Origin of the sequence: Tianweitania populi (genome assembly GCF_014652875.1) — a bacterium.
GTDB lineage: Bacteria > Pseudomonadota > Alphaproteobacteria > Rhizobiales > Rhizobiaceae > Tianweitania > Tianweitania populi.
Genome location: NZ_BMZQ01000006.1, coordinates 71,414 through 91,658 on the forward strand (window position 1 = coordinate 71,414; position 20,245 = coordinate 91,658).

Below are 20,245 nucleotides of genomic sequence, written 5' to 3' on the forward strand. Positions count from 1 at the left end.
CTGCGATCTGGCGTTTTGTTCGCTCGTCGAAGTACAATGACCGAGGATTTGGCCGAGCCTACTTCGCGACTTCGGGCAGTAGGTGGCTTTCGAAATGCCAAGTTTTGGGGGAGAAAATGTCCATTCATACGGTGGTCGTCGATGGCCCCCTTGCATTGCGGATGCAGCGTCTCGCCGCTGCGCGTGAAAGATCGATCGGTCGCCAGATCCTAACGCTGCCTCTTCTTGCGGCTCGGCTCGCCGGCGGCTTCATAGCCCCGGCATCACAAGAGATATTATATCCCGCGATACGAGCAGCTCTTGACGCTGGGATGTACGAAGACATCGGACAGGTTTCCGGGCTGCCCGGAATGCCATCTGCTGTACTCACCTCACTCCGAAGCTGGTGGGACGCTGGCATCCTATCTGAAATTGCGGACAACCCCCGCCTTCGTGACTTCACGATGCTGGAACGGCGTGTGAGAGAGGCGTTGCCTCCGGGTACACTCGCCCCGCCAGACCTCGTTGAAGCGGCGCTGAAGCGCCTGCATCACGCTCCAAAACTTTTGGGTTCCGTCACGCTTCATGAGGTTCCCGACATCAAGCCCATCTGGCACCGGCTCATCGTACAGCTCTGCGACGTTGTTCCAGTGCGATGGGTCGCTTCGGCTCAATGCCAGCGGAGCTGGTTCCCGGGAAAGGCGGAAGCTTTGCCGGCCGGCCGCAGTCTGCTCGCCGCCGCCGATGTCTGCGCTGATCCGCGGAGCGAGGTGCGAGAGGCGCTGCGCTGGGCGAGGGCGCTCATTGCGGAAGACGGCATATCTCCAAGTGAAATCGCGATCACGGCCACTTCGCCGACAGCTTGGGACGATACATTCTTGGTGCTTGCGCGCGAGGCCGGGCTTCCATTGCATTTTAGCCATGGCGTCCCGGCTTTGGCGACGCGCGAAGGCCAGAGCTGTGCCGCGCTCGCTGATGTTCTACTAAGGGGCCTCTCGCAAGAACGCGTGCGCCTCCTGTTCGCCCGGGTTTCTCCAGCGCGTCAGAATATCCCCCTCGATTGGGCCAGGGGTCTAAGCCGAAGCGCTGCTTTGTCGACTCCGCAGCATTGGCGGCACGCCCTCAGGCAAACGAGGGCCGTGCGGGCAGACGGAGATGCGGCCGAAGAGACATTGTTGCCGGTTATCGAGCTTCTCGCTCGCGGTATCCTCGAGGCGGATCGCGCGGGACGTCTTCTGTTGCGTGGGCAGGCACTCAACTTGTGGCAGGATGCCTTACGCATGGCGCCTCCCCAAGCAGTTGAACTCTCGCTGCAGGCTCTCCGCGTCGATGGCGGGAAAGAGCCCGGCACCAGCGTCGTGTGGGGACCGGCTCGTCATTTAGCCGGCGCCTCCCGCAAGCATGTCCGGCTTCTTGGCCTCGAAGCAAACGCCTGGCCACGCCAGGCGATCGAGGATCCGTTGCTGCCGCAGCATCTCCTCGACAATACCAGGCTTCCGTCAGCTGATATCGCCGACGAGGACCGAATGATGCACAACCTCCTCGTAAGTCAGTCTGACGGCTATGCGCTCTCCCGCGGACACAGGAGTGCGACGGGTGCGCTGCAAGCCGCGAGCACTCTATGGCGCCGCGATCAGGAGCGAATCGTGAGCCGGAGCGCCATCCCTCGGCACGCATTCAGTGAAAGCGATCGCCTCTATGCGAGACCTATAGATGCAGGCAAGCAACCGCAGGTTCGGTCCAGCCGTGCCTGCTGGCGGGCTTGGCACGACAGCGATCGGCATACCGTGCACGACGGGCTGGTTCGGGCGAACCATCCATTGATCCTGGATGCACTCGCGGAAGTGCAATCCACGACGTCACTAAATCGCCTCCTTTGCAATCCGCTCGGGTTTGTCTGGGAGTACGCGCTTCACTGGCGCGAGCCTAATCTCGACCCCCAGCCGCTGGCGCTTGACCATCGAGCGTTCGGAGAACTCGTCCACGCCCTCATTGGTGGAGTTCTCCGCAACGGTGCGCCGGGGAATGCCGATGAAATCGAGATCGGTCTAGCGGATGAAGCCAAGCGACTGGGGGACGCCTGGCCAATCGCACGTGCTGTCCCACCGGGCCTGCTGTGGCGCCATACCATGACAGTGGCCCGCGAACGCGCATCCCGCGGATTGAGAGATGCTCTTGGAGAACCTCGTGGCACGAGTTGGACAGAGCTCACATTCGGCGAGCCCGCCGCCGGGCCTCATCCTTGGACAACGCTTTCGCCGGTCTCGGTGGGAGCGACCGGCATCGCATTTCGAGGCAGGATCGATCGGCTCGACGAGGACGGGTCTCGAGGTACGGCCATCATAACCGACTACAAGGCAGGTGCGGCGCCCGAGCGGAAGAAGACTATTGTTTTCAATCGCGGGACAGAGCTCCAACGCGTTTTCTATGCCCTGGCCGCCAGATCGTTGCTGCCGGAGGTTCGGAACGTCGAGTCTCGGCTGACCTATCTCAGACACGAGCCCGCCCGCACATTGAGCTTGGTCCATGACGAACTCGCAGCTGCGATCGAAGAAGCCATCACCTTCACAGCCGCTGGTGTCGAACTTCAGCGGAACGGTCAAGTTGCGCCGGGTCCCCAGCCGGAGTTTTTCGATCCGATCTCGCTCGCATTGCCGTCCGACCTGGACGTCTATCGCCGCACCAAGCAACGTCCCTTCTCGCAGGTGAACAGCCCGCTTTCCAAGCTCTGGAGCAGTCCGTGACCGCTGACCTAGATGCTCGCAAACGCGCGCTGACAGACCTCACATCCAATATATTGGTCGAGGCAGCCGCCGGCACCGGCAAGACATCCTTGATGGCTGCCCGTGTTGCGATGATGATCGCCAGCGGAATTGAGCCCTCAAAGATCGCCGCTATCACCTTCACCGAACCGGCGGCAAGCGAGCTCGAAGCGCGAATTCGTTGGACGATTGCGGAGCTCCGCGCCGGAAAGATCCCGCCGGCGCTTGCGAAAATAGTCACCCAGCCGTTGGACGCAGCTGCGCTCGCACGCCTCGAGGCCGCGGCTCCGCGCCTCGACGAAATCACGGCGACGACAATCCACGGCTTCTGCCAAGGCATCATCCGATCGCACGGGCTCGCCGCGGGTCTGGATCCCGGATCCAGAGTGGTTGATGCGACCGTCGCCGAGGCCCTCTTCGACGAAGTGCTTGCCGAGTGGCTGAAGGGCAAGCTGGCGGACGGTGCCGACGAAGATGGAGCGATCGCTACCCTGGCCAAGAACGACCCGCTTGGCGTTGTCGAGCGCGTTCGCGAACTTGCCATATTGCGCCGGGACCATCGTACCGCGAGCGCACCTTCACCTGATCTTTCATCCCGGCCGGACCGGACATTCACCGATGCCGTCGGGGCGTTTTCCCGGTGGCACGCGGCCGGTCCAGCCGAGACCGGCACAGCGGACCTGATCGATGACCTCGAGCGTCTGGCCGCATTCTATAACGAGGCCCTGGCGAATAGCGCGTTTCCAGAGCTTTGGCGCCTGACGCAGCCTCCCCGCATCGAAGCAATGTTGCCGCGGTCCATCGATCTACAGCCCTATCGCAGATTGGCGGCCTGGAAGAGTGTTCTCGGAGCGGCCGAGGGCCAGCGCCGCGGTGACGAAGCGTCCGCCCGGTACGAGCAGGTAAGCGCGGCATATCGAGTCTTGATTGGGTCGATTGCCCAGAGGCTTGTGCACGATCTGGCCGCGGTTTTGAGCGAAGTGATCGACGCGTATGACCTCCGCAAGCGTGATGCTGCGGTCCTGGATTTCGATGACCTTCTGCTTCAGGCGCGGCTTCTCGTCTGCGAGCACACGGAAATCCGCGAATGGCTCGCGGGCCGCTACCCGCATCTTCTCGTCGATGAATTCCAGGACACCGATCCGCTCCAGGCCGAGATCCTGTTTTTCATCGCGGCAACCACGCCTCCCGGCCGATGGGAACAGGCTGAGCTCCGTCCCGGCGCGCTGTTTCTGGTCGGCGATCCCAAGCAGGCTATCTATCGGTTTCGCGGGGCCGACATCGAGGCCTATGCCGTGGCAAAGTCGGTGATCGCAAAATCAACGAATGGCTGCCTGCTTGCCGTCACGGCTAATTTCCGGTCCCGGGCGGAAGTGCTCGAACATGTCAACGAGGTTTTCCAGCAGGTGCTTGCCAAGCCGGGGCAGCCCGGCTTCGTACCCTTGACGGCTACGGTGAACCCGCCGCCGCTACCATTTCCAGCTGCGGCAAAGCTAACGATCGACGTGCCGCGCGATGCCCGAGCAGAGGAGCAGCGCGAGGCGGAGGCGGAGGCAGTGGCCGCTCTTTGCGTACGCTTGATAGGGGCACTTACGATCACCGAGGCTGACGGGACAGAACGGCGTCTTCGCGCGGGTGACATTGCCCTGCTCGCGCCTACGCATACCGATTTATGGCGCTACGAGCGCGCCCTTGAAGGACAGCGGATCGCTGTCGCATCTCAGGCTGGCAACGCACTATTCCGGCGGCAGGAGTTGCAAGATATTCTGGCTCTGGTCCGAGCCTTGACCGACCCCTTGGACACACTCGCGTTTGGCGCCCTTATGCGCGGCCCGCTTGTTGGCATGAGCGACGAAGAGTTGCTCGACGTCACGGCGGCACTCAAGCCTGATGCGGACGGTCGTCGGCGATTTCAGTTACGGACGGTGGCTGACGACGTTGACCACCCTCTCGCTCGCGAGGTCCTCGTAAAACTTCAGGGCCTGCACCGTCTCGCTGCGGAACTCACGCCCATGCAATTGCTGGCGTACGCTATCGAGCGCTTGAACCTCCGGGTGGTGATGGCTGCGCGTCATGGCCAACGCAACGCCCGAGCACTGGCGAATCTCGATGCGATTGTCGAGCTCGCCAGGCCCTACGGCGTCGCCGGCCTGCGGGCGTTTGCGCTCGATCTCCAGCGGGGGTGGGAGCGAAAACGCCGCCACCCCGAGGGACGGGTGGATGTCTCCGGAGACTCGGTCGAAATCGTCACGATGCACAGCGCCAAAGGTCTCGAATGGCCCGTCGTCATCACCGTGAACTCGTCGACCCGCTTCAAGCCTCAGGACCAGTTCGTCTATCGTCAATCGGACGACACCATTCATTGGATCGTCGGCGGCATTGAGCCGCCCGACTTGGCGGCCGCCCGCAGCGAGGAGGAATTTCGCGAAGCGAGGCAACGCGAACGGCTCTGGTACGTTGCGACCACGCGGGCCCGTGATCTGCTCGTAATCCCCGATCTGCCAGGAGCCTCGTCGCGCTCGTGGTCCAGGGTCATGGATCTGGGACAAAAGCGCCTGAGTGAGCTTCTAACCGACATGCTGCCGGCGTCCGAAGTGAGCTCTGCTGATGCCCTCGTCAACGAGCAGACCGATGCGATTTTTAAAGCCGAGCGCGAGCGCATCGTTGCGGCCTCGGAGCCCATCCTCTGGGATCGTCCGAGCGATCGCGATCCTGACCGCAGCGCAGACACGATCGACAGCTTTGTCGTGGATATTACCTCGGACGGCCAGCGAATCGTGGGCGCGGGCGCCCTTCGCGGTACCATTCTTCACAAGCTCATGGAGGAGCTTCTCAATGGTGAATTGTCTGATAGTGAGGACGAGGCCATCCTACGTGCGGGCGAACTTCTTGACCAGCTGCAGGCCGTTGTGGATGACGACGCCATCGAGCGCAGGCCGGATCCTGCGGAGATGGGGAGAACAGCGCTGGGGACATTGCGCCTCGAGGAGCTCGCGCCGTTCATAAGCCGGCTGGTGCCCGAGATTCCGCTGTGGGCAGCCACGCCGCCACGCTATCTTGCCGGCCGAGCGGACGCGGCCTGGGTCGACGATGATCGGATCGCCCTGGTCATAGACTGGAAATCGGATGTGAACCCGGATGCGACTGCGCAGGGTGCACACGCGGCACAGCTCCGTGACTATTTGAACGTGACCAATGCCGAGCGCGGGGCCGTCGTTTACATGTCAGCTGGCCATGTCTCCTGGATCGAACCTTGACTCCCGTTATCACCAGGGAGGATTGAGTATCGGGGAGGAGGAGCAAACGATCACCCGGCTCGATCCACGCGTCATCGCGACATAGAGGTTACGAGCATTTAGCGCGGCGGCGTTCAGAACGACGGAGATGTCGGCTTCGAGGCCCTTGAGGAGCAAGGTGCTGCCGACCGAACGTCTGGCAAGCGGCCGACCAACCAACCGCGACTGCTCGCGGATGGTCACCGTCGCCTCCTGGAAGGATGGTCCCCCTTTGGAGCCTGCAAGCTGCAGGGCGCGCTGTGCTGCGGCAAGCACCGCCGGCCGATAGCACCGAACCCCTCCCGCCCTGTTGATGGATACCAGAAGATCTGCAACCGCCGTGAGCGTTCGTTCCTCCTCGAAAACAAGGGCCGCCTGTTCCAGGTCCGACAAGGCACGGCCAAGGCCGCCCGCCCTGGCGGAGGCAATCGACCGCACGAGGTCGTTGGCTGAAAAATTGCTCATCAGGTTTTCAGCAAATCCGGCAGCCACGGCCAGCGCTTCCGGGTGGCTGACGTCGAGCGCAGCCCCAAAGCCAGTGAGGTCACGCAAGTCTACGGCCTCTACGGTGACGGCACCATCGACCTGACGTGCGAAGCGGCGCTGTCCACGCGGGTCCGTGCTGTCGCCGATAATCAGCACCTTTGCGTCACCAGGGACCTGTACAGCGGCGGCTGCGAGACGAAGTGCATCATCGCGCCGGCCGTCGAGCTGGATCCATTGAACTGCAGCAGGCGCCATTCGTAGATCAATCGGCGTGCCGCTGGCGAGCAGGGGCCGGAGAGAGAGCAACCAATTGCCCAATTCGGCGGCTCCGGCATTGTTCCAACGCCATGGAGTTGTGAGTTGCCCGACGACCGGGAAAAACGCCAGAACTTCAGAATTCCAGTCCGCTAGACGGTCTGCCCCGAAGCCGAAGATGGATTGGAAAGGGTCCCCGACGATCGCCGTCGGCAGGCTCTGGGCGAGCCAGGTGACAAGCGCGTGCTGGCGGATCGAGCAGTCCTGGTACTCGTCTACAAACAGCCTTTCGTAGCTCGCGGCGAGGATATCGTTCAGATGCCCGGCTGCGACGAGCCGTGCCGCTGCATCACGGATCGTCTCATAATTCGGCCGGGCACCGCTTATGATCCGGGGATCGTGCCCCGCGCGTTGCGGAAACGTCGAAATGAGCCGGATGGCAAATCCATCCAACGTAGTCGCTCGGTAAGAGCTGGGTTTCACTCCCGCCTTTTCGAGGCGCCCGCGCAGGGCTGCCACACCGGCATTGGTGTGCGTCAACACGAGAACCGGTTTCGCGCCGCCGTGCCGGACGAGTGCGTCCGTGATCAGCTGCGTCTTTCCGCAGCCAGCGGGAGCTACGACAAGTCCACGCCCGATGGCATTCAGGTCGATTTCACCGGCTGCCATCTTCGACCCAGTCCATCACGCCATCCATAACACTCGTCAGGCTGGCATTGGCGGCAGCAAAGGATGGCCCGACGATTGTCCGTCCGGCGGTCTCCATTGTCGAGATGGTCTTAAGCCAGCCGAACCGCGCCGCCGCGTTCCCCAGGAGCGTTCGGCTGGCGGCATCGAAGCCATTAATTAAAGCGTCGGTCTCAAGAACAACAAGCGTCGTCGAGCCACTCGAAATGGTCTTGATATGCGCGTCGACAAGCGCGCGATCTTTTGCCTCCACTGCAAGAGCGAGAAGTTGCGTGACAGACGCATCGGGCAGGGCAGCAAACAGTTCCTGCTCAAGTGCCCGCCCGCCGCCCCAAGCGAAGACCTGCCCTCCGCCGGCGAGGAAAGTCGCTTCCGCGGCTACAGGCGCGGCCTTGTCACTGTCGCGCAGGATGGCGACGCGATATCCAAGGGACTGCAAGGCGTTGGCGCGGCTGAACGTCTCATCGCCATTGCCGTTGACCAGCGTTGCGCCACAGGCGGCCAGCGATAACTCACCTGTTCCGGTAAAATGTTGATCCAGCCCGCGCATAAGGCCGATCTCGCTTCCGCCTTCACATACAACAATGGAGGTGGCGAGGAGGGCATGGGCGTGAGCCCGGATCGTCCCCTGCACGTCCCCTGCGTCGCTGGCACGGGTCACGGTGTGTTCGTGATCCTTGTGTCGAACAATGTGCAGCTGGCGAGCGCTCAGTTCGGTGACGGTCGTTGGTGAATGGCTCGTCGCGAACACCTGCATCGGGGGAACTTCTTCCTTCGCACCGAGCGCCCCGAGCAAGCGGATGATGCGGTGCGGCTCAAGACCGTATTCCAGTTCATCGATCAGGAAGGTCGTTGCCTTGTCTGCAGCTTTTCGCTGCAGAGCGGCGATCAAGAGACGCGACGATCCCAAGCCGAGCGACCTCAGCGGAATACCGCTCTCGTCGTGCAACGAGATCGACCCGCCCGTGAAGCTGATCGAGCCGGCATCGATCAGGGCCTGCACCGCCGCGCCGACGGGAACGCCCATCTCACCTGCAGCCACGGTAACAAGCTTCAACGAGCCTTCGAGCTCCTTAAGTTCCTTCTGGTCGAAAGCGTCACGCATCTCGCGCGCAAGCCGGGTCAGTTCACTCGACGTATCCGCCTTGCCTTCCGTGATTTTGCTCAGCACCGAACCACGGCGCCACGTGAGGTGTGTGTCCCCCGCCCCACCGAGCCGCGCCGGCGCAATCCGGGTGCGATCGGCCCAACTGAGGTTGCGCGTTCGTCCCGCCGCCTGTGCGCGCGGCGACACGAGCGACCATTCCGGCTCGAGGTCGCTCTTTACGGTGAGTTGCAGGGTCAGCGCCGTCTCTAGCCCGGCACCTGGCTCCGCTTCCACAATTCCCGTTACCGCGTTGAAGCCCACCAGGAAGTCGCCATACGCGTCGATGTTCTTGAGCGGATCATCGAGGGCGCCAAGGGTAACGGAAATGCGAATAGGCTGATCGAAGTCGATCCCATGGAAGTCCGCGTCCGTGAAGGACAAAGATCGCCGCGCGCCGAGGCATAAATCGATCGCATCGAGAATGGTCGACTTCCCGCTGTCACCCGGGCCGACAAGGCAGTTTACCCCTGGTCCTGGCAGCCACCGGAGCTTTCTTATCGCGCGAAAGTTCGCGATTTCTAATATTCGAACTACGGTCATACCACCCCCTCAACAATAGCGTTTGCCGCCTCACCTGCCCTCCGCAGAGTTCGATCTCTGCGATAAGGTTCTGCCGCGACCCAAGGTCAAACACGGGCATCCGGCGTGCTTATGTCTGCTTCTCGCTGGATCAGAAACACGCTCACAGCGCACGCGATGCTCACGACGAGCTCGGCTTCAGCGGCGCTGGGCTCTGTCCCTTCCCGAATGTGACGCCCGTTCTCGGACGCATAACCCCAAAGCTTTTCGAGCGCGGTGTCCAACGGACGAGGAACATTGAGCCTTGGGATCAACCGGCCAAGTGTAAGGTTTGGTTCGCCGGACAGATCACGGGAAGCGCACTCGACTGCAGCCATTGCATGTTGAATCGCCCCGGTACGATCGGGGACTGGCCGCCTCGAGATGTCCTTAAGCGCCTCGCGTATCTCGGCTGCGGCTGTTTCCCGCCCCGTTTTCTGAAAGACAACGACGGCTTTTTCCGTGGCATTGGTGAAGTTCGCATCGCCACGAAAAACAATCCCCAAGGGGCTCTTCAGCTCCCAGCCGATGCCCTTCTCTCGGAAAAGGCGATTGAGCTCTGCCTCGAACAGTTCCTGTTCGACGTCCCGATACTCAAGGCTGCGCCAGATCGTCTCCGCGATGTCGTAGACCTTGTACCATTCGCAGGCATCGAGGAGGCCAACGACCTCGTCCCAAATGTTTGGGTACTCGGACCAGTTGTTCGGATCGGGCGCCTCAAACAGGACACCACAAACGATGCTCCTGATCGAGGAGGGGGAAAGGCCGGCCCTTCTGGCAATTTCGGCGAGCGCATACCGTAGCGCAGGGGGCGCATCTTCGCGCACCGTGATCGCGGCGTCCCCACTTCCAAAGCCGTGTCTATCCGAGAAATAGCGGCTCACTCGTAACTCCCCCTAGTGTCCGGCCTGGCGCGGCCTAAGACAGCTTTTCGACCGTCGAATTCAGATATCTCTCAAGAGCGTCGATGCTCGCCAGGACCTCGGCAAACGATGGCGGCGTGCCGAAGATCATCGCCGACATGCGCTCGTAGTCGGCAGCAAGCTTGCCTCGCATGGCCTCGGTCGGCACAAGTCGATAGCTGCCGGGTACCGCTCGGTCGTAGCGGTGATCCGGCGCGCGAAACATCAGTTCCTTATGCTGACGACATGCTTCGGCGAGATCCCGCATCGATGCCGTGGCCTCGCCATAGTCGGGGTGCGTCCAGATCTGGTGGACGTCGTAATAATGGCGTGAGTACCGATTGAGATCGGGCACGGGGCGTTCCGGATTGCCGTCCGCCTGCCGCTTCTCCGTCATCTCGGTCATCGCATGGAGGATGAGAACTTTCTCCCAGAAGGTTCGCTCCGGCTTGACCGTCGTCACGCCGCGCCCAAGGAGATCAATGGTCGATGGTAGCTCCGCCGCGACATATGGGCGGATATCGCGAGGCTCAGCTGGAACAGGATCGGGGCGAGCGCCGCCCTCGATCCTTACGGCCGCCTGGACATAGTCGTCGCCGGCCGCGAACACGCTCTGGTAGGAGACGACGAGAATGTCGAGCGCCTCCCGGTTTCGGTAAGGATCAAAGCCGAAGCCAACGGAAAAATGCCCGCTGCGATCGGCGGCTTTCTCGACCTCGGCGATCTCGTTTTTCAGCAGGTCCAGAAGCGGGCCGGAGATGTACTGGCGTGCGGCATCGTCCACGCGTTCGACCAGAGCCTTCTGTTGCTGGTTCACCGATGGAAGTGCCGCGATCTCCGCCTCGAGCGGAGCCTTCAGGTCGGCTTTGAAAAGCCCGATATCGATGTCTTCGGAAAACCGATTGATAAGACCATAGGCTTTGCTGAGGCTCGTGCCGCCCTTGAAGTAAAGGCCGATCGGGTCACCAGGCCGCCGGTTGAACAGGAAGTCGAGGACCCAGCAGACATAGAGGTCCTTTTCGACATTCTCGGCGCGCGTTTTAAGATCGGCAGCAACCGTCGCATAGAGCGCGCGCCGATCATCGGCGGTCGAGCGAAGAATCTCAACGAACCCCTGCAGCATTATGCCCTCCTCGCGAACCGGGGTGCTCGCGGGCGGTTTCGTCGCCAGGTGCAAGTCGCCGGGCTATCGCGTCCACATATGGGTACATCCAGGCCGGAACGGCATTGATATTCTCACGCAGGTCTCGTTCGATTTCGTCCCGATTGGGATTTCCCGCCAAGGACCTCGCGGTGCCATTCACGGCAGCATCGAGAGCGGAGGGGTCATCGCGAAACCAGGCCAAGGCCTGGATCACGCGCATGGCGGGCCGTCCGGCCCAAAATGCCGTCTTCGCCGAGATTCGCTTGAAGTCCAATGTATAGAAGACCGGCCGGGACGCTTGGGGATCGCCGGCGTTCGCCTCGATTTCTATGGTTCGAGGATACGTATCGGCGTAGATCGTCGACCGTGCCGGAACAGCCGTTGTCAGGCCGAGATCATTGGCAGCCGTCATCCCGTCGACCAACACGCGCAGTTTGTCCCGCCTTGCTATGGCATCGATGAAAGAGGACCGTGGTGGAAACACCAGTTTGCCGGTCAACTTGCTGGTTCCGGGTTTGTCGTAGAGTCCGCGATATGGGCGGCGGATGTCGCCTCTGTTCGACAAACGCTGCAGTGCCTTTTCGACAGCGTTCGGGGTCGCGATATCCAGGAAATCCGCGCGCGACCATACGCCCGATGGCGCAGCCCGCGCGATCCGGTCAAGAATGCGGTCTTGAGTGTCAGACGTCGGATCAGGCATTTAGCATCCCTTCTGACCGAAGAATATATACAAAATTTGGTCAGTAACAAGCTGTCCAAAGTTTATATCTAAATTATGGTCAACTAACTGCTTTTTTTTTAGATACCGAGCCGGTAGTGATCCACACCGGCAATAGCCCTGGGTCGACGCCCTTGCGCTTTAGAGCCGTCCGCATTCCTCGAGTAAGCTTATTGCGGTATCGAGCCGGTCAGGCGTGGCCTCTGGCGGGTTGCCCAGAGTGGTGCCCGGTGTCTGTGTCCATCCACCTTCATCCATGACGATGCGAAGCCGGAGGATCGTCTTGCCTCGGCCGCGAGCGTCCGCCAGGCCGCGATTGACGCACCAATACGTATGCTGTGCCATAATCCATGTCTCAACAACGCGGACCAAGAACTCTCGCGGGGCCAAATCTCGCCACTGTTCGGCTTCTTTGCGCGCACGAGCGAGCGGCAAACGATCAAACGACTCGAATTCGAGTGCTTCTGCGGGCGCTTCTTGCAAGGTCTGACTTAAGCCAACAACGATTGCTGAAGCCAGTCCCCGACGTGAGCGCAATGCGCCCTGAATCGTTGAAAGAACCTCGACAGGGTTCTTGCTGACGGGCCGGGAAAGCAGCCATACCCCAGCCGACTTAGGTAACCGGCTCTTCCCCAACTCACCGAGGAATTCGTCGGCGAGTGGAGCGCTATGCATCGGTCCATCGCCGAGCCTTTCGACGATCCAGAAGAACAGCGCCTCAAGCGCAAGTCGGAAGACTTGCCGCACCTGGACTGCCCGCCAATCGGCAGCGACCAGAAGGAAGGCGTCGGAATCCTCCCATGCCTCCGCGGGGTCCGACATGCGCGCCCTGATAGTGTCCAGGTCCCGCTCTTGTTCGCCGAGATCCTTGACACCTGCAAGCGCGAGCGCGATGCCGCGCTGGCGAGCAGACGGAGCGAGCGGCCCTCCGAGCCGATCGAACATTGCTCGACGTTCGACCGCGAGAGGCTTCTTCATTGACCACAGCTTTCCCCATCGCTCAGCATCTTCCCGCTTAACTTTGACCGTCCCAAAACGGCTGAAGGCAGGATGGTCGAGTTCGCCTTCGATCTTTCGCTCGAACGCGTCAAGAACAGGATCCAACTCGGGCGGTGCCCAAAAGACGCCTTTGCCTTCATCTGCTCTCACGATCCAGCCCATCGTCTGTAGGCTGGGACCATAGTTTAGCGGCGAGATGAGGCCTGTTGAATAGCGGCGCATGTCCCGGCGCCGCTCCCACTCCTCCCCGCCGAAGACATAGCTCTTGACGTCGAACAACTTCCGCATCGCGACAGCGCCAGGAAGGTCAGCATCCGGGTGAACCAAAAATTGCGACCACGCGTAAATCGCCTCAATGCGGTCGACGAAGTCGCGCAGTTCCGAGTCGAGGGCGCCTTTCTTCTTGTCCCGCTCCAGGATGCGGCGAACACGCCGCCACGCCCAGGCCATGACAACGTACGGCCGAATGTGGCGAGCAACGTTATTCAGATCCGGAAATACACGGTCCATTAATCCGAAGTTGATCTGCCGGAGACCGAGAGGGTCGACACCGCCCTGACCAATGGCGATCTTGCTCGTAATCTGTGGCTCTTGCGCCGAGGCGGCCTTATCGAGGAGTTCGCCGAGAGTGGCCGCCATCAGATTGCCTTGCAGATGATGAGACGACCGCAACACGACGTGACACCGAGCTGACGAAGGTCGGCTAAACTCGCTCGTGGGAAGTTCATATAGCAGCGTGGGCAGGAAGTCGGCGGCGTCTCAAAAATGTAGAACTTCCTGAAAAGCTCTGGGTCGATCAGCGCCCTTTCGAGCTTCGGCCAATGTTCCGACTTCGCCAAGAGGACTGAATTGTCGAAAGCGGCACCTGCGGCAGCGGCTAAAAGGTAGTCGCGCACTTCCTCTCCGGCAGTCTTGCAGCGGACAATTTCCGCGATGAATTCCACAGCGTTAAAATCCTGAGCGAGCAGTTCCATGAACGCCGGAATGGTCGCACAGATCTCCGGATCGAGCGTCAGCACATCAACGTCGCGTTTCAAAAGTGCGCGCCTTACTCTTGCGGCACGGTTCGGCGCGCCATCGGTGCCATAATAGACCAGGAGTGATGCCATTGCCTGTTCCGCCACCGCACCGCCATAGGACGAGATCGCGGGGAGTATCTGACCGAGCCATGCCCGTACCTTGGCGGCAGTTGGACGGACTCGGTCCGTGACGAAGTGCGTGAGGGCCAGAGCCAGAATAGGATCGGCGCTCGCGCTTCCCGGTTCGATCATTTTTGGCAAGAGCGCTTCGAAATTCTCGAGTGATCTTACGTTCTGCTGATCGTACTCGCGTATACGCTTTTCGCGGGCATCCCTTTCATCGTCATCATCATCATCGGTTTCGCCGCCGACGTTCCAAGGCCCCCGAGGTGTGGAGAAAGCCGAGCGCAATAGCGCCATAGCGTGTTTCCATGCGACCGATCCCTCTTCGCCTGCGCCTGGGTCGCTGTTGTCGAAAACAGCACCTTCAAGGCTTCCAACATGCACGAATGTCGAACCTTCACCCTCATCTTCCGATGCCGACAGTGTGGAGATCGCGGCAGCACGGGGCAACCTGGCCGGGTCCTCGCGAAACCACGCGAGCATGGCCGCGACGTCGGCTGGGGTCTCGTTGCCGGCGAGGATCGCAAATAGACGGGGCGCCATTGGCCCCGCTCGCCGCACGAGCTCCGTGGCGGCCGTGATCGCGACAAAGCCTTCCAGCACCTTCTCGTGCTGTTCGACCCGAAGAACCAGTCGCCCACTTTCCCAAGCCTCCTGTTCAAGCCCGAGGGCATCGATGCTGAGGTGACCAGCCCCGTTTATGTGCGCATACCCCAGCTCTCGGGTTGTTCGAACAGTTCGCAGGTAAACTCTCACGCGCCCCCGGATCGCAGGGGCGATGACGGTTGCCTTTACAATGCCGCTTTCAAGCGAAGCTCTGAGGATGCCGATAGTGTCACTGGTATCTTCCTCCCCTTCACCCATATCAGCGTCCGACCGCTCAGGCGGCAACGCAGGCACTGGCTTCCAGCCAAGCAGCGAATTGCGTTGTATGCGAAGCACCGAGGCCTCGACATTGGCCCCGAACAATCCGGCGTGGGTGCTGTTGGCACTACCGGCAATCAACAATCTTCCGCGCCGGCATAGAATTTCGATCGCCTTCGCGTGGAGAGCGCGATGGTCGGTCTTGAAGAGTGTCGCAATCTCAACCGCAGTGCGCTCGCTGGTTCCCTCGAACGGCCAAGAAGCTGCTCTGAGGCCGCGCACAGTGCCATGTCGATGAGCGTGCAACTGGACATCGTCGCATGATAGGGCGTCGGCTAATGCATCGACTCCACGTCCATCGAGATCGTGATAGGGTGACACGATCGTTATCCGTCGGGCGCCGCCGAGTTCGCCAGCAAAGCGCTGGATTTCGGTGGCAATCGAGCCACCGACGCTGTGGATCAGCCTTATGTTACCCGTCGTTTTCGCAGGACGATTCGCGCGCCGAAGCGATTCCGCCAGCCGAATGCATGCCGGGCCCGCCTCAGTGCGAATGCGCTCCGACAAAGCGATCAATTCGAACATATCCGCGGCGTCGTTTATGGCATCGGGTGCGAAACTGGGGTGGAGGTGTTCAACGACTTCCATATTGCCTCCCCAACCCCCGAAGGTCAGATTGCCTGAACCAACAAGCAAATGAATATCGTCGTCGGACGCGAAGACACTCATCTTTGGATGAAACACGCCCGTGGTGCAGGCAACCGGTTCAATATCATAGTCGCGGCCCGCACGACGGGCGCCTTGCTCGCTCAGACCCGACCGAACACCTTCAGGATCGGCGAGAATCAGAGCTTGTCGACCGCCGCCTCGGATGAGACGATCAAGGATGACGGCTTCGAAAAACGATAAGCTCAGCGCATACGTCGTGAACGCGACACTCCGCCATGGCGAGCCCGAAATTAAGTCCAGTGGATTCACCCCACACCCCCTCAGCAACTCGAAATACTTGTTGCCTCTACAAGTCCTATGCAGCGTTTGTAGCTACCTTTCGGTCTCCTCTTATCACCAGCATACAAATTCTTCGAAGAACTTTGGCCGCTCGGATGGTTGGCCCGTCACTCGTTTCCGCGCGCGTGATGGCCCCACGCTAGCCACGCGCTAAATGGCGGGTGGCTTGAACGAGAATTTCCAGAGGGGAAATGGTCCCAGGATTCGTATTTTGCGATCTGGAATGAAAGCTTCCGACCTGATCTCTGTCGTTCCGAAGCTACTGACGGTTTCCCGAAATTTGCCATTGCTGGGCACGTTCAACTTTCGACTTGATCGGAATTCGCGTAAAAGAGCTTTAGGGCGCGGCTGTATCTTGCTCGCTCGCAAGCACTTCGAGAGATGCAGGTGGGACAGGCGAAGCAGAAGAAGAGCCGCTACCAACGGTTGCTACAGGATCATCCCTTGTGCTGCCTTTGCGGCGGCGCGACGAAGTCGTCCACCGTCGACCACATCCCGCCTCAGGCGTGTTTCCCGAAAGGCTACTTCCCGGAGGAGTTTGAGTTTCCAGCATGCGAAGCTTGCAACGGGTCGAGCAAGAAGGAAGACCAGATATTCGGCTACTACATGCAGATGGGGAACCCCGATCTGTTCACCAAAGACCTGTGGTCGATGTGGAAGCTACAAGACGGCATTAACAACAACTACAGAACTGCGCTCTTGAACACCAGGCTGAGTAATCAAGCCAAGACGGAAGCGCTCATTAAAATGGGCATCCAGGTGCCGCCGGATGCCGACCTGACCAACTTGCCGCTTGCGGGAGCGTCCGATGAATTTTTCGAGGCGGCTAAGGTCATCGGTCGGAAGCTAGCTTGCGCGATCTACTACAGGGAGACAGGTGGCAAATTCCTTACGAGGAAGCACTACATCTGGACTAGCATAGTGCATGGCCGCCATCCTCGGGCATCAATGCTGACGGACTACCTGAATAGGATGCTGCCCGAGAAGGAAGAGGGGATCCGGCGCAACATCAAGGAGTATGGGCGCAGATTCGGCTATCGCTACGGCTACAAAGAGAAGGAGGACTTTATGATCTCCGCGTGTCAATTCGGAATCGGCTTTATCTGCCTTACCTCCAGCGGCCTGCTTGAAAAAGGCTCAAAGAGCATTCCTTCCGAGGAGCTCCTGACAATTTTTCCGACGCCCGATGAACGGGCAGCCGCTACTGCACGGGCGGAGAATTCGATAGCGGCGGAGCCTACCCAAAGTGCCTAACCTCCACCGTGGACAAACTGATCGGGGCCTCAAAGACGTGTCGCGATCTGACAAAATCCGCCCCTTGCTCTTTAGCGGGGGTGACAAAATATGGACTAACTTCTGCCTGCTCGGTTTGCCGCGCAATTCGGGATTATCGCGCTGCTCGACGGAGGCATAGAAGGCATCCATATCGACATGCAAAATGTTGCGGACTGGAGCGCCAGCATCGCTTTTCTCTTCTCCGCAATGATCTAGTGACCTGTCCCTCTCTTTCAGCATGGTTCCATTCAGACTAGCAGGTCGCCTTTCGGCATCGCCGGCGGCTCGACTACGATCAGCATGTTGCCGGGTAGGGGCCGCTGCAGGTGCTTTACCTCGTCCCATTCGCCGGTCAGCCACATATCGACCTCTTCAGGCGTGGTCAGGATTGCCGGCATCGCCTTCTGGTGGATTGGGCTGACAATCTCATTGGGAGATGTGGTCAGGAAGCCATAGAGCTCGAACTCCCGCTCTCCGTCACGCACCTTTTTCACGCCTCTCCATGGCGTCCAGAATCCGGCGAAGAACATCAAGGGCCTGTCCTCGTTGCGGGCAAACCAGGCGTTCGGAACCCGTCCGCCCTCGACCTTGCTGGCGGGGTCGGGTTCGGCGAACGAAGTGAAAGGGACAACGCAGCGGCTCGTCGGCCCGAGCCAGCGCCGCCAGTGCGGCGAGTTCACGTTGCGGATATTGGTGACGCCGGGATCGTATTTGCCTTTGATGTAGTTGGGAGGTGTCGGCATACCCCATGTAGCACTGGCGATCTCGCGCCTGCCGTCCTCGCCGACACGGACGATCGGCGCCAACGTGCCCGGATAGACATCGAGCGAGGGCGCGTTCCAGCCGGCCTTGTCAGCGAATGCCCTGGTGAACGCCATGACGGCATCGCGTGTGGTCGTAAGGTTGTAGAGGTTACAAATCGCCGGATCTCCTCTTCTACCGCCACATGCCGCGCATGCGCGCGCCGACATCGAGGCGCACCTGCCGCGGCCCGGCATTGACGCTTGCTCCGGGAGCGACAACGGGCCAGGCACGGCATTCGAAAAGTTCGACCAGATTACCCGGAATGAACCGCGTGCGCGAGGCATAGACATGCCGGTCGCCGGTCGAGGACTGGCCATGCGTGAAAAAGCGCTGCGGCACGACGAGATTGAGACTGTCTTTTGCCCGCGTCATGGCGACATAGAGCAGGCGACGTTCCTCCTCGATCTCGTCGGAAGTGCCGACGCCGAGGTCGGAGGGAATGCAGCCGTCCACCGTATTCAGCACGAACACCGACTTCCATTCCTGGCCTTTGGCCGAATGGATGGTCGAGAGGATCAGATAATCCTCATCGAGCAACGGCACGCCGGCCTGTCCTGACGTGGCGTCCGGAGGATCGAGGGTGAGTTCGGTCAGGAAGCGTTCGCGGGTGGGATAGCCGGCGGCGATGTCCTCGAGCTGGAGCAGGTCGGCCCGCCGCATCTCGAAATCCTCATGGATGCGTTCGAGATGCGGTTCGTACCATGCGCGAACCTGCCCGATCTCGGCTGGCCAGCCTGAAGAACTGGAGCGCAACCCGTCGAGCAGCTCGACAAAGCCCGGCCATTCCGCTTGCGCTCGCGCCGGGCAGGGGAGGCGATTGAGCGTGTCGATAGGGTCGGCGCTGTCGGCAATCGCATCGAGTGCCGTCTGCGCAGTTGCGGGTCCCACACCCGGAAGCAACTGCATCAGCCGGAAGCCGGCAACGCGGTCACGCATGTTCTGGGCGAAACGCAGGGCTGCCAGCAAGTCTTTGACATGCGCGCTATCGAGGAATTTGAGGCCACCGAATTTGACGAAGGGGATGTTTCGGCGTGTCAGCTCGACCTCAAGGGGCCCGCTGTGATGGCTGGCGCGGAACAACACGGCCTGGTCCTTCAGCCGCATGCCGGTCTCTCGGTTCTCCAGCACTTCGTCAGCGACGAACTTTGCCTGATCGGCTTCATCGCGCACGGTGACGAGGCGCGGCCGCTCGTTCGATGGGCGGTCGGTCCAGAGGTTCTTGGTAAAACGCTCCTTCGCCAAACCGATCACGCCGTTGGCCGCGGCAAGGATCGGTTGTGTCGAGCGGTAATTGCGGTCGAGGGTGATCACTTCAGCTGGAGGCGAGAACTCCATGGGGAAATCGAGGATGTTTCTGACCGTAGCCGCTCGGAAGGAATAGATCGACTGGGCATCATCGCCGACAACGGTGAGGCCGCGACCGGCTGGCTTCAATCCCGTCAGGATTGTCGCCTGCAGGCGGTTGGTGTCCTGATATTCGTCGACGAGCACATGATCCCATTTGCCGCCTATCTCGTCGGCAAGCGTGGCATCGCCCATGGTCTGCGCCCAGTACAGCAGCAGATCGTCGTAATCGAGGACGTTCTGAATCTGCTTGGCCTCGACATATCCGGCGAAGAGTTCGCGCAGCTCCTTCTCCCATGCTGAACACCATGGGTAGTTCGCCCGCAGCACCTTATCTAGAGGCGCTTCGGCATTGACGGTGCGCGAATAGATCGACAGGCACGTTCCCTTGGCCGGAAAGCGGTTCTCGGTCTTGGAGAAGCCGAGATCGTGCCGGACGAGGTTCATCAGGTCGGCGGAATCCTCGCGGTCATGGATGGTGAATTGCGGATCGAGGCCGAGTTCGATCGCATATTCGCGCAGGATCCGCGCGCCGATGCCGTGGAAGGTTCCCGACCACGCCAGCGCATCGGTCATGATGCCTGCCTTGTCGCCAAGCACCTTGGCGCAGATGCGCTCGACCCGCTTTCCCATTTCGCTTGCTGCACGCCGTGAGAAGGTCATCAGCAGGATACGGCGGGGATCGGCGCCGGCGATGATCAACTGGGCGACACGATGCGCAAGCGTATTGGTCTTGCCCGAGCCTGCGCCAGCAATGATCAGGAGCGGGCCGGCAGTCTTGCCTTCCGGGAGTCCTATTCCATGGATAACTGCGGCACGTTGGCCCTCATTTAATTTTTCCAGATGCGCCGCCTGCATGCCGCTTCCTTCCTATCGTCCTAAGATTCAACGGCAAT

Annotated in this window: 12 protein-coding genes and 1 pseudogene; 3 read left to right on the forward strand and 10 right to left on the reverse strand. The window is 60.7% G+C overall.

The window, feature by feature from the left end; all coding sequences use genetic code 11:
- Window positions 1–116 precede the first annotated feature (116 nt).
- Both IE166_RS19745 and IE166_RS19750 read left to right on the forward strand, forming a co-directional pair.
- Window positions 117–2,723 carry a PD-(D/E)XK nuclease family protein gene (locus tag IE166_RS19745; protein ID WP_189507388.1) on the forward strand — a complete coding sequence of 869 codons (2,607 nt, stop codon included), beginning with the start codon at window positions 117–119 and terminating at the stop codon, window positions 2,721–2,723.
- A complete protein-coding gene (locus IE166_RS19750) occupies window positions 2,720–5,998 on the forward strand; it encodes a UvrD-helicase domain-containing protein (protein WP_189507390.1) in 3,279 nt (1,092 codons plus the stop codon). Before IE166_RS19745 ends, IE166_RS19750 begins: the two co-directional genes overlap by 4 nt.
- Window positions 5,999–6,007: 9 nt before the next feature.
- Here the strand turns inward: IE166_RS19750 and IE166_RS19755 are convergent, their stop codons facing one another.
- From IE166_RS19755 to IE166_RS19785, 7 genes are all read right to left on the reverse strand, one after another.
- Window positions 6,008–7,426, reverse strand: a complete 1,419-nt coding sequence (locus IE166_RS19755; RefSeq protein ID WP_189507392.1) for a UvrD-helicase domain-containing protein — start codon at window positions 7,424–7,426, stop codon at window positions 6,008–6,010.
- The gene (locus IE166_RS19760) at window positions 7,413–9,131 is read right to left on the reverse strand and encodes an ATP-dependent nuclease (RefSeq protein WP_189507394.1); all 1,719 of its coding nucleotides are present in this window, start codon (window positions 9,129–9,131) and stop codon (window positions 7,413–7,415) included. Before IE166_RS19760 ends, IE166_RS19755 begins: the two co-directional genes overlap by 14 nt.
- 86 nt (window positions 9,132–9,217) lie before the next feature.
- Window positions 9,218–10,033 carry an AbiJ-NTD4 domain-containing protein gene (locus tag IE166_RS19765; protein WP_189507396.1) on the reverse strand — a complete coding sequence of 272 codons (816 nt, stop codon included), beginning with the start codon at window positions 10,031–10,033 and terminating at the stop codon, window positions 9,218–9,220.
- Between the two features lie 34 nt (window positions 10,034–10,067).
- Window positions 10,068–11,174 (reverse strand): nucleotidyl transferase AbiEii/AbiGii toxin family protein, encoded by a 1,107-nt coding sequence (locus IE166_RS19770; RefSeq protein WP_189507398.1) that lies wholly within the window; start codon window positions 11,172–11,174, stop codon window positions 10,068–10,070.
- Window positions 11,155–11,895: a DUF6088 family protein gene (locus IE166_RS19775; protein WP_189507400.1), complete on the reverse strand. Its 741-nt coding sequence runs from the start codon at window positions 11,893–11,895 to the stop codon at window positions 11,155–11,157. The genes IE166_RS19770 and IE166_RS19775 overlap by 20 nt, the downstream gene beginning before the upstream one ends.
- A gap of 159 nt (window positions 11,896–12,054) precedes the next feature.
- Entirely contained in the window at window positions 12,055–13,551 is a 1,497-nt protein-coding gene (locus IE166_RS19780) for a septum formation inhibitor-activating ATPase (protein WP_189507402.1), read from the reverse strand.
- The gene (locus IE166_RS19785) at window positions 13,551–15,896 is read right to left on the reverse strand and encodes a phospholipase D-like domain-containing protein (RefSeq protein ID WP_189507404.1); all 2,346 of its coding nucleotides are present in this window, start codon (window positions 15,894–15,896) and stop codon (window positions 13,551–13,553) included. Before IE166_RS19785 ends, IE166_RS19780 begins: the two co-directional genes overlap by 1 nt.
- Window positions 15,897–16,307: 411 nt before the next feature.
- Between IE166_RS19785 and IE166_RS19790 the strand changes: the two genes are divergently transcribed.
- Complete coding sequence (locus IE166_RS19790; RefSeq protein ID WP_189507406.1) at window positions 16,308–17,180, forward strand: hypothetical protein; 873 nt, start codon at window positions 16,308–16,310, stop codon at window positions 17,178–17,180.
- A 111-nt stretch (window positions 17,181–17,291) separates the two neighbouring features.
- Here the strand turns inward: IE166_RS19790 and IE166_RS19795 are convergent.
- The 3 genes and pseudogenes from IE166_RS19795 to IE166_RS19805 all read right to left on the reverse strand — a co-directional run.
- Window positions 17,292–17,441 (reverse strand): annotated as a pseudogene (locus tag IE166_RS19795) (Y-family DNA polymerase); the annotation flags it as partial.
- Window positions 17,442–17,449: 8 nt separating this feature from the next.
- Window positions 17,450–18,121 (reverse strand): SOS response-associated peptidase, encoded by a 672-nt coding sequence (locus IE166_RS19800; RefSeq protein WP_189507501.1) that lies wholly within the window; start codon window positions 18,119–18,121, stop codon window positions 17,450–17,452.
- Window positions 18,122–18,137: 16 nt separating this feature from the next.
- The gene (locus IE166_RS19805) at window positions 18,138–20,207 is read right to left on the reverse strand and encodes an ATP-dependent helicase (RefSeq protein ID WP_189507408.1); all 2,070 of its coding nucleotides are present in this window, start codon (window positions 20,205–20,207) and stop codon (window positions 18,138–18,140) included.
- Window positions 20,208–20,245: the final 38 nt, after the last annotated feature.

Bases quoted from the DNA above. Each gene is read 5' to 3' on its own strand.
- IE166_RS19745 (WP_189507388.1), top strand. From the start codon at position 117: ATGTCCATTCATACGGTGGTCGTCGATGGCCCCCTTGCATTGCGGATG.
- IE166_RS19755 (WP_189507392.1), bottom strand. From the start codon at position 7,426: ATGGCAGCCGGTGAAATCGACCTGAATGCCATCGGGCGTGGACTTGTC.
- IE166_RS19760 (WP_189507394.1), bottom strand. From the start codon at position 9,131: ATGACCGTAGTTCGAATATTAGAAATCGCGAACTTTCGCGCGATAAGA.
- IE166_RS19770 (WP_189507398.1), bottom strand. From the start codon at position 11,174: ATGCTGCAGGGGTTCGTTGAGATTCTTCGCTCGACCGCCGATGATCGG.
- IE166_RS19775 (WP_189507400.1), bottom strand. From the start codon at position 11,895: ATGCCTGATCCGACGTCTGACACTCAAGACCGCATTCTTGACCGGATC.
- IE166_RS19780 (WP_189507402.1), bottom strand. From the start codon at position 13,551: ATGGCGGCCACTCTCGGCGAACTCCTCGATAAGGCCGCCTCGGCGCAA.
- IE166_RS19790 (WP_189507406.1), top strand. From the start codon at position 16,308: ATGCAGGTGGGACAGGCGAAGCAGAAGAAGAGCCGCTACCAACGGTTG.
- IE166_RS19805 (WP_189507408.1), bottom strand. From the start codon at position 20,207: ATGCAGGCGGCGCATCTGGAAAAATTAAATGAGGGCCAACGTGCCGCA.